This window comes from Janthinobacterium sp. GW458P, assembly GCF_002127585.1.
GTDB lineage: Bacteria > Pseudomonadota > Gammaproteobacteria > Burkholderiales > Burkholderiaceae_D > Janthinobacterium.
The window spans coordinates 16,913-27,065 of the sequence record NZ_NEGZ01000065.1 but is presented as its reverse complement, the minus strand read 5'-3'; the positions used below and the strand labels follow the sequence as shown (position 1 = coordinate 27,065).

Here is a 10,153-nt window from a genome sequence, read left to right as displayed (position 1 = left end):
GCCGGCCTGGCGCAGCGGCGCGCGCACGCGCGCGTGCAGCCAGCTGCCTCCGCCCGCCAGGCGCAGGGACAGCAGACTGCCTCTCGCGCGCGCATCGAACAGCCGCTCGGCGCGCACTTCCAGCACCTCGGCGACGGGGCGCGGCAGGGCGCCCAGCCCGGGGATGACGTCGCGCGCGCAGCCGTTGGCGGCGACGACGTCGCCATGTTCGTCGATGGCGAGCAGCATCTCCGGCTGCACTTCCACGAAGTGGCGGTTGCGGTGCGCCAGCAGGATGCAGCAATGGCTGTAGGTCTTGAGGAAAAAGCCGTCCTCGATCAGCGTTGCGCCCTGGCGCACCAGCTGTTTTACCAGGCGCTGGCTGTCGCGCGCGTCGGGCGAACTCAAGGCCGAGGCATCGAGCACGCCGATCAAGTCGCCGTGCGGCGAAAAGATCGGTGCGGCGCTGCAGGTCAGGCCCGTGAAGGCGGCGCGGAAATGGTCGCTCTTGTGCACGGTGATGGCTTCCTGGTCGAGCAGCACGGAAGCGATGCCGCAGGTGCCTTCCTCTTCTTCCGACCAGCACGAACCGGGATACAGGCCCGCCTTCTTGAAGTCCTTGCGCTGGTCCGTGTCGACCACGTAGTCGATCGTCACGCCGCGCGCATTGGCGAGGATGACGCAGTAGCCCGCTTCGCGCACCATGGCGTGCAGACGCGGCAGGCACTGGCCCGTGGAGCGCAGAAAATTTTCCTCGGATTGCTGGATGGCGCGCAGCTCGGCGCCCGTCAGGATGCGCGGCCCCGTGGTGGAGGCGGGATCGAGCCGGTAATCGTCCAGCGAGCGCCGGTACGATGACGCCAGCCTGGCCGTATCGGCCCCTGGATGGACGATACGGCCGGCGATCAGGTCGCGCACGCGGTCGATATGGCTGGTCTGGCGGATGTAGGGCATGGCGCTCTCCGGTGTCTCGATATTTTGTATGGTTGCCTGTTTGTAGCATGAAGGCGGGGGTGGCGCATCCTGCGCTGCAGCATGGCGCGCGCGTGAGACGTTCGTCTCAGCCCCTGGCCCCGCACAATAGGATGCTTTACAACAATAAAAAAGAGCATCTCTGATAACATCCGCTCAAATTGACAGTCAGTTAGCGCAAGGGATATCTATGGCAACGCAAGCGATGTTCCCCGTGCGCCATGCACTCGTCCTGGCCCTGCTGGGCTGGAGCGCCGCCTGCGGCGCCGCCGGCCAGCTCGATCCCGATGGCCAGAGCAGCATGGAAAAAGAAGTGGCCCGGCGCGCCGCCGTCGAACCGGCCATCGGCGCCGACTGGCACATGACACGTTCCGTGGAAGCGGGCGTGCAGGTGGCGGGCGAGAGCAATCTGTTCTGGAAGCTGTCGAATACGCCGGCGCGCAATCCCGATTTCGATTTCAAGCCCTACTGGTACGAGTTCTATGTCAAGCCGGCGCTCGGTTTCAAGCGCAACCTGGGCGATGGCAAGCAGCTGTATGCGCGCGTGTCGGCCGTCGGCTCGGGCACCTTGCGCCACGATCCATTCGGCGCGGGCGACACGGGCCGCATCTCGATCGAGGAACTCGTCGCCGGCATCCGCATGCCGCTTGGCGGCACGCGCGTCATGCTCGACCTGTCGGCCGGCGCGCAGAATTTCACGCTGGGCACGGGCATGCTGATCGCCAATGGCGGATCGAACGGCTTTGACCGGGGCGCGCTGAAACTGGGGCCGCGCAAGGCCTTCCAGAATTCCGTGGTGGCCAAAATAAGCCAGGACGCGTTCAGCGCCCAGGCGTTTTACCTCGACCCGAATGAAAACCCCGACAACGATAGCGGCACGCGCGTCGTCGGCGTCGATGTCAGCTACGCGCCAGCGAACGACCGCAAGGCGGGCATCGCGTACGGCAAGGTACCGCGGTCGCATGCCGCGTATCCGCAGGCGGCGCCGGGCGGCATCGGCGCGCCGCTGGCCGTGCCCGATGGCCGCAAGGATTTGCAGTTCGTGTATGGCTACGCGCGCGTTCCCGTGCTGCCCACCGTGCTGTCGAAAGGCTGGTTCGGCGTCGACGCGGCGCGCGAATGGAATACGCGCGAGCCGATGCGGGCCTGGGGCTGGCGCACGGAAGGGGGCTTTTCGCTGCCCGACGTGGCCTGGACGCCGAAGTTCACCCTTGGCTACCAGAGTTTTTCCGGCGACGATCCGCGCACGGCGCGCAACGAGCGCTTCGACCCGCTGTTCTTCGAAGGCACGCCGGGCGCCTGGGCTTCTGGCAGCAAGGCCACCTGGGTTTTCGTCAATGCCAACGTGAACGCGCTGCAGGCCACCATCGAGCTGCACCCGACGCCGAAAGATACCGTGACCGCCTACCTGGCCCAGGTGCGGGCCAACCGGATGGGCAGTCCGCTGCAGTTCGGCCAGGCCACGCGCCTCGACGTGCCGGGCGACGCGCCCGTGGTGATCGCCGGCGTGCTGCGCCCGATGCTGGCCAACGATGTCTTCGTCAAGTATGTGCGCGTGGTGAACCCGAATACCTACCTGACCCTGGGTTTCAGCGCCTCGTTCGCGCAGTCGGGCGTGAACCAACTGGTGAATGGCCAGGCCAAAACGTGGACGGGCTGGCTGGCGAACGTGGCATGGGTTTATTAAGTATTTTGTTGATCAAGGAGAGCACCGCATGAACGATTTCCCCAGCATGAAACGCCTGGCTTTGGCCGCCGCCTGCCTGGCGCTGGCCGCCGGCGCCCACGCGGCCGAGACGACGGCGCCGCTGTCGGCCGCCGCCAGCGATCCGGCTGCCTTGCAATGGATGGTGGGCGCACCGCCGCCGGCCGACAAGATCATCCGTTTCGACGATGGCAGCTATTTCAATTTCCCGCAGCTGCGCTGGAGCGTGTCGCACTTCCGCCAGCTGATGCCGACGGTGGACGTGGCGCGCGGCTTGAAGGCGCCCGTGCCATTGAAACGCGCGCTGCGCAAGGATATCGACAGCCTGCGCTTCATGCCCCTGGGCGCGCAGGAAACGATGACCTGGGAACAGTCGCTGGGCGCCAACTACACGGACGGCATCGTGGTGCTGCACCGGGGGCGCATCGTGTATGAACGTTACCTTGGCGTGCTGAAGGAAAGCGGCCAGCACGGCGCCATGTCGGTGACCAAGTCCGTCATGGGCACCCTGGGCGCGGCGCTGGTGGCCGAAGGCAAGCTCGATCCTGACAAGAAAGTGGCCGAGTATGTGCCGGAACTGGCCAAATCTGCGTTTGGCGACGCCACCGTGCGCCAGGTGCTCGACATGACCACGGGCCTGAAATTCAGCGAAGACTACGCCGACCCGAAAGCGGAAGTGTGGCAGCACGCGGCGGCCGGCAGCCCGCTGCCCAAGCCCAGGGATTACACGGGCCCGCGCAGCTATTTCGAGTACCTGCAGACGGTGCGGCACGAGGGCCGGCATGGCGAGGCGTTCGGCTACCGCACGGTCAACTCCGACGTGCTGGGCTGGATCATCGCCCGCGTCACGGGGCAGAACGTCAACGACTACCTGTCCGAGCATGTCTGGCAAAAGCTGGGCGCCGAGCAGGATGCCTACATGACGGTCGATTCGACGGGCACGCCGTTTGCCGGCGGCGGCCTGAATGCGGGCTTGCGCGACCTGGCCCGCTTCGGCGAGATGCTGCGCAACGATGGCCGCTACAACGGCCAGCAGATTCTGCCCAAGGCGGCCGTCGACGATATCCGCCGTGGCGGCGACAAGCAGCTGTTCGCCAAGGGCGGCTACGATTTGCTCAAGGGCTGGAGCTACCGCGACATGTGGTGGGTCACGCATAACGACCATGGCGCCTACATGGCGCGCGGCGTGTACGGCCAGCGCATCTACATCGATCCGAAGGCGGAAATGGTGATCGTGCGCTTCGCCTCGACGCCGACGGCGGCCAATGCGGCCAACGATCCGACCACCACGCCGGCTTTCGAAGCGCTGGGCAAGCTGCTGCTGGCCAGGCCGAAGTAAGGCTGGCCGCGCGGCTGCATGGCCAGCCGTGCGGCGGAACGGGCACAACTGCAATACACTATCCTTTCGTCATCATTTGTTGTATTAATGATAATTTATACGGCGCACGCGAAGGGAACGCACCGTGGAAACCAGCCAGCCGGAACAACCGCGCCCGCCGCTGTGGCGGCGCCTGCTGTGGCCGGTCGCCCAGCTGGGCTCGGCCTTCAGGCTGACGGGCACGCATCTGCTGCACCACGTGATCGGCGCCAGCCTGATCGCCGCGCTGATGCTGGTGCTGGAAGGTTTTCATGTGCTCGAATGGCTCGATGCGGCCATGCTGCGCGCCAGCGCGGCACAGGGCCAGCTGCTGGAGCGGGGCAAGGACCCGGGCGCCGCCTACCGGCCCGCCATCATCGAAATCGACCAGCCCGCGTTCGAACAGGTCTTCGACGAGCGCGAACCGCTGGAACGCACGCGCCTGGAGCAAGTGATCGCCAGCGCCGCCGCGCGCGGCAGCCAGGTGCTGGCCATCGACCTGGACCTGGCGCCGGCCGTGTATGAACAGCACAAGCATGGCGAGCGGCCGCTCGACAGCCTGCTCGACCGGCTGGCCGCCGACGGCCGGCAACTGGTACTGATCCTGCCCGAACAATCGGACCGCAACGCGAACCTGTCGTGGATACGCGCGCGCTGCGCGGCCGGCATCCACTTCGCCAGCCCGCGGATCCGCGAACGCATGGGCGCCGTCACGCGCATCGAGCTGAAAAGCCCCGTGCTGGCGGCCGTGGCCTTCGAGCTGGCGCATGGCGCCGACGGGCAGGAGCGGCAGCAGCCCATGCCGGCCGCCTTGTCCGAGCAAAAGAAAGGGCTGGCGCTGGCCGGCCGCGTGTGCCAGCTGGCGCGGCGCACGGCCAGCGAAAAGGAATTGGCGCGCCGGGCGTTCGAACCTGTCATCCACGGCGACGCCAAGGATGCGGCTGAGCAGAACGCCGTCACCGCGCCGTTTCACCCGGCTGCCGTGGCGCCGGCATTTCTGAACCCCACGCGCACGCGCGTACAACTGATCGATGGGCAGGCCGGCGTGGCGGCGAATGCACTACGCAAGAACGTCGTGTATATCGGCAGCACCTATGACGTGCGCGAGCGCTACACGACGGCCGAAGGCGAGCAGGCCGGCCTGCACCTGCATGCGGCCGCCCACACCTCGCTGGGCATCGGCACGGCCGACGTGAATAAATACGTGGTGTTCGCGGCCGACATCGTCATCGGCGTGCTGCTGGGATGCCTGTTTGGCGGCCTGTGGTCCCTGTACGGCCGCGCCGAGCTGGCCATCGACCAGCGCATGGAAGACCATGATTTCAGCCGCCTGCACCGCATGGGTATCGTGGCGGAATTCTATGCCATCCGCCTGCTGCTGGTGCTGGTGTGGGCTTCGCCGTTTGCCATCGGCGCGCTGGCCATCTACCTGTCGCGCGGCTTGCTCGAGCAGGGCTGGTGGGTCAACCCCGGCCCCCTGATCGCCGGCATGTTCCTGCACGCGATGTCGCTGCGCGACGAAGCCCACCACCCGCACGCGGAAGTGCCGGGCCTGTCCGTGTGGGCCCGGCTGCGCCGTACGCATCCCGGCATCGTGCTGGTGCAGGCGCCGCTGGCGGTGCTGCTGCTGGTGGTGGTGGCGCTGGTGTAAAGCTAATTACTGAATTCACGCAGGTCGCCAGGTACAGTCGCTACGCAGTTTAGGGTGCTTGATTTATCTATCTTATTCCGTTTTTTTGACGTCGAATTGGAGAAATCGATGAATTCCAATGGTTCATTGCAGATCAGTTTTGTTCCTGCAAAGCTGTAGCGAATGTAAGCTGAAATCGTGCTCAATTCGCCATCCGACTTTGTTTCAATATCCGTATGTTTTATTATTTCTTTAAGCTCTGGTTTTAGTATTTGGAATTTCTTTTTATTGTTGTTGTATATTTCAGTACTTTCCAAAAGTATTTTTGATGCAGGAGTAAAAGTTAACACAAGGAAGAATGTTGAATAGATGAACATTACTGATGTGGTTACGAGTACTTTAAACAAATTATGTGTTCCAGTATTTATTTTTCGCAGTGTCAGGTACATCAGGCCTGGAGCAAGTGTTGCAAGAGGGATAAGTAACAGAGTTATCGTTTTGTTACTTGTCTCATCGCCCGAATTTGCTGCATAATGCGACATGATTCCATCAAAGAAAAATATCGGAAAGATTATTCCGAATATTGCAAAATTCGACATGGCGATCACTGCAAGCGTATTGGCGATTTTCCATTTTCTGGTATGTATTGTCGGGGTTGAATTTTCCAACTTATCTGATTTTAAGTATCCATAAAGGGATGTTGTCATTATTGGAAGAATAAATATCCAGGCATAGGTTTCGTCCATATATGGACTTGCATTTATCACGAGCAACCAGGAACTAAGTGCTATCCAATAAATGGTGGAGACTTCTTTTTTGATTTTTTGATTTTTATCAAAATAGGATAGAGTAATTCCCATCAGTATCGATGGCGTTGAAAGAATGAATAAACTAATTGCGCTCAACGCTACCGCTGCCAGAACCAGAAAGGTGAGTCCCGTTACTGTCATGGCGGATTCATAAAACAAGCCACTCCATTGGATATGTTTCAAATACATCCAGAGGAATAATCCGGCACATGCCAGCGATAGGGGTGGCGCTACTCGCCATGCGATGTCAAGCATGTCTTTTGTTATGGATAACCAATCTTTGATGGTTTCCTTTTTTGTGGGCGGGACTTTGTTTTTCGATTTGAAGTTAAGTATTTTATTTTGTGAAGTCATTTTTTATTGGAAATGTATGGGGTGTCAAATAGTGCAATAAATATCATGATGCGGCATTTAAAATGTTTCAGTATTGATGCATGTCATGAGTAAGGTGGCTGAATTGAATGAGATTGTGACTTTCAGGTATTTGGATGCGATTCTTTAATGGCATAACCGAGTTGCCATTTTTATTGGTTTTGGAAAACCATAGACACCTGAAGATGCCTGCAGCAATTTTGGATGATTTTCCGGTGACGTCGGCTTCTGGTGCAGACAAAAGCTTATCCAGGTGTTTCATTTGGCCGGCTGAGACGTTCGGCTGGAAAATGCAGGCACACCCTTGAACAGCACACAGTCGCGGCAGTGAAGAGGGGGCTGCGCGGGCTTTAATATTGATTCGATGGAAGCACAGTCATCATGGGAGACGGCGGGTTGCCCGCTTGTCACTGCTGCTGGCGTGTGCCAGGTAGTATATATACGCGCCTGAACTGCCAGATGGGCGACGTGGGGATATGTGCGCCGCACCTATCCCGGAATCATGCTGCTGCTGTTGGCGCTGGCGTAAGCAGGCTGCGCTTGAATCCGATCAGCCGATCAGCTTCAAGCCCGGCGGCAGCGCCTCGCCCAGCATGCGCTTGGTATTTGCTTCGTCCAGCTGCGTCACTTCGCTGACCATCGCCTGCCACAGGGGCGGCGCGCCCACGGCTTTCAGGCGGGCGAGGATGGTGGCGCGCAGTTCGTCGGCGATGTCGCGCGAGCGGTCGCCCGTCATGCGCGCCAGGTGGGCGGCGGCAAACGCGGCCGGTTCCGTCTTTTTCCAGTCCAGCGCCAGCAGCATCATGAGCCATTCGGCCACGGTGGCGCTGTCGACCACTTCGTGCGCGCTGCCGTGGAAGGGCTGGCGCGCGCCGACCCTGGCCAGCGCCCACAGGGTGTTCGTATCGGCCGCTTCGCCCTTTTTATCCGCCTTGTGCAGGCGTTTGATCAGCCAGGCGCCCACTTCCGCCTTGTAGGCGCCGGGGATGCGCTCGAGCGAGGCGCCCAGGCGCAGCATGTCGTCGTCGCTGCCATTGACGAGGGTGACGGGGCGGCTGCCGCGCTGGGCCGCATCAGCTTGCAGGTTGAAGGCGAAATCGTCGAGCAGGCGCAGCTGCTGCTGCGTGCTCAAGCCGCCGGCCACGCGGCGCCACAGGGTCCACCATTCGGCGCACACCTGGTTGTCCTTGTGATGCTGGACGCCCGTGTCGAACAGGAGCCACAGCTGTTCCATGCGCCACGGGTCGAGCGCGTCGCCATAGCCGGGCCGCAGACAGTAGCCGGCCAGGTTCAGCCACACCCGCTCGTGCTCGGCGGAGCGGCGCCGTCCGCGCGCGCGCAGCATGAGGGCGTCGAACAGCTGGCGCAGCAAGGGAGTTTCCCAGCTCTCGCGCCCGCCCAGGCCCCGTTCCAGGTGCTGGCGCAGCTGGCGCACTTCCTTGGTTTCGACCTTTTGCCCCTTGCCGCCGAAGATGCGCTCGATCTTGTCGATGGCTTCCTTCACGCGTGGCGGCATGCTGGACGTTTCGGCCTGCGCTTCCTCTTCGCCCCGCAGCTGGAATTCCAGCAGCCAGCGGTCGCTGGCATCGGCTTCGGCCACGCAGTGCACTTCCAGCGTGCCCACTTCCGTCATCACGGTGGCCAGCTGCACGGTGATTTCGCGCTTGTCATTGCCGTCGCTGGCGTGCAGCACGCTGGCCAGCGGCGGCAGGCGCAGGTATTCGCCCTCGGCCAGGTCGACGATGTCGCCCAGTTGCGGCGGCGTGCCCGCTTCCGCGAGCGAGGACGCCAGGTGGAAGCGCACGGGCCGGCCCAGGCGCAGCGCGAACAGACGCTGCGTCAGGCGGATTTCTTCGCCGCTGGCGCTGCCGCGGGGCAGGATGCAGACGGCGCGATGGTCCTTGCCCGCCTCGCCCAGCACGAGGAAATAGCTGCGCGGCGAGCCGCCGCCGATGCGCGGCGCCTGGCCGCGCCGCGCCAGCGCGTAGGCGACGGCGCCACGGGCCACGGCCACGTCTGGATTATCGTTGTGCAGGACGGTGAGGGGCGCGCCGCGCCAGTGCGCCAGCGTGTCGGCCAGGCGGCGCGCCAGCGCGTCGGCGCGGAACACGCCGCCATTGAGCAGCAGCGTATCGGGCAGCTCGCCCTGCAGTGCCCCTTGATGCTGGTGCAAAAAGCTGGCCAGGTGGCGCGTGATGGCCGCGTCCTGCGCATACGGCAGGCCGAATTCGACGATGCCGGCGCGGCCCTTTTTCGCCGTGTCGCCCCGTTCCACCTTGGGGAAGAAGCCGTCGACCACCATGGCCGCCACTTCCTCGCGCGTGACGTCGGCGGAACGGCTGCCGCCGATCAAACGCGATCCCGCGCCCAGCAGGGTCACGGTGGTGCTCTCCGGCGCGTCATTCGACAGCAGCAGTTCCTTGGCCGCGCGGCAGCGCTCCATCAACTGCGACAGGCGCGCGGCGGACAGCTTCATGCCGCCTTCCTGGCCTGCCGCCATGCGCGTTTCCACCAGGTGGGCCAGCGCCAGGTCCATATTGTCGCCGCCGAGGATCAAATGGTTGCCCACGCTGCTGCGCGTGAGCTGCGGTGCGCCATCGTCGTCGAAGGCCACGTCGATCAGGCTGAAATCGGTGGTGCCGCCGCCCACGTCGCAGACTAAAATGCGGCGCGTTTGCGCCAGGTCAAGCCGCAAGGTGTCGCGCCGGCGGTGCAGATAATCATAAAAGGCGGCCTGCGGCTCTTCCACCAGCCGCAGCGAGGGCAAGCCCGCCATGCGCGCCGCTGCCAGGGTGAGTGCGCGCGCACCCTCGTCGAACGAGGCGGGGATGGTCAGCACCAGTTCCTGCTCTTCGAGGGGCGCCTGCGGAAAGCGGTGATTCCACGCGGCGCGCACGTAGGCGAGGTAGCTGGCGCTGGCCGCCACGGGCGACACCTTGGCCACGTCGGCATCGGCGCCCCATGGCAGGATGGGCGCCTGGCGGTCCACGTTCGCATGCGACAGCCAGCTCTTCGCGCTGGACACGAGCCGGCCCGGCACCTGGGCGCCGAGCTGGCGCGCGAACGCGCCCAGCACGGCATGCTCAACGTCTTGCTGCGGCCACGGCAGCTGCAAGTCGCCCGCCGCCAGTTCGCCGGCGGCGGGGTGGTAACGCAGCGACGGCAGCAGGGGGCGTGCGCCCACTTCGCCGGGAGCGAGCAGCTGCTCGATGGCGAACAGGGTTATTTCCGCCTGCGCATCGCCAGCCGCCGCATACGCCACCACCGTGTTGGTGGTGCCCAGGTCGATGCCGACCAGGAAGGCCGGCTTGCCCGCAGTGCTGCCCATG

General features: G+C 63.4%; 6 protein-coding genes. 3 read left to right on the top strand and 3 right to left on the bottom strand.

The window, feature by feature from the left end:
• The coding region (locus CBW50_RS25065) for a sigma-54-dependent Fis family transcriptional regulator (protein WP_086148036.1) at positions 1 to 933 on the bottom strand (933 nt) is incomplete at its 3' end.
• 208 nt (positions 934 to 1,141) lie between these two features.
• On the opposite strand from CBW50_RS25065, the gene CBW50_RS25060 reads away from it, so the two are divergent.
• The 3 genes from CBW50_RS25060 (at position 1,142) to CBW50_RS25050 (ending at position 5,664) form a co-directional block, all read left to right on the top strand.
• The gene (locus CBW50_RS25060) at positions 1,142 to 2,638 is read left to right on the top strand and encodes an alginate export family protein (protein WP_086148035.1); all 1,497 of its coding nucleotides are present in this window, start codon (positions 1,142 to 1,144) and stop codon (positions 2,636 to 2,638) included.
• A 28-nt stretch (positions 2,639 to 2,666) separates the two neighbouring features.
• Entirely contained in the window at positions 2,667 to 3,995 is a 1,329-nt protein-coding gene (locus CBW50_RS25055) for a serine hydrolase (protein WP_086148034.1), read from the top strand.
• A 124-nt stretch (positions 3,996 to 4,119) separates the two neighbouring features.
• Positions 4,120 to 5,664, top strand: a complete 1,545-nt coding sequence (locus CBW50_RS25050) for a CHASE2 domain-containing protein (protein WP_086148033.1) — start codon at positions 4,120 to 4,122, stop codon at positions 5,662 to 5,664.
• Positions 5,665 to 5,666: 2 nt separating this feature from the next.
• On the opposite strand, the gene CBW50_RS29130 is transcribed toward CBW50_RS25050, so the two are convergent.
• Positions 5,667 to 6,806 carry a hypothetical protein gene (locus CBW50_RS29130; protein WP_139842631.1) on the bottom strand — a complete coding sequence of 380 codons (1,140 nt, stop codon included), beginning with the start codon at positions 6,804 to 6,806 and terminating at the stop codon, positions 5,667 to 5,669.
• A gap of 568 nt (positions 6,807 to 7,374) precedes the next feature.
• Positions 7,375 to 10,152 (bottom strand): Hsp70 family protein, encoded by a 2,778-nt coding sequence (locus tag CBW50_RS25045; RefSeq protein ID WP_086148032.1) that lies wholly within the window; start codon positions 10,150 to 10,152, stop codon positions 7,375 to 7,377.
• Between the last annotated feature and the right edge of the window lies 1 nt (position 10,153).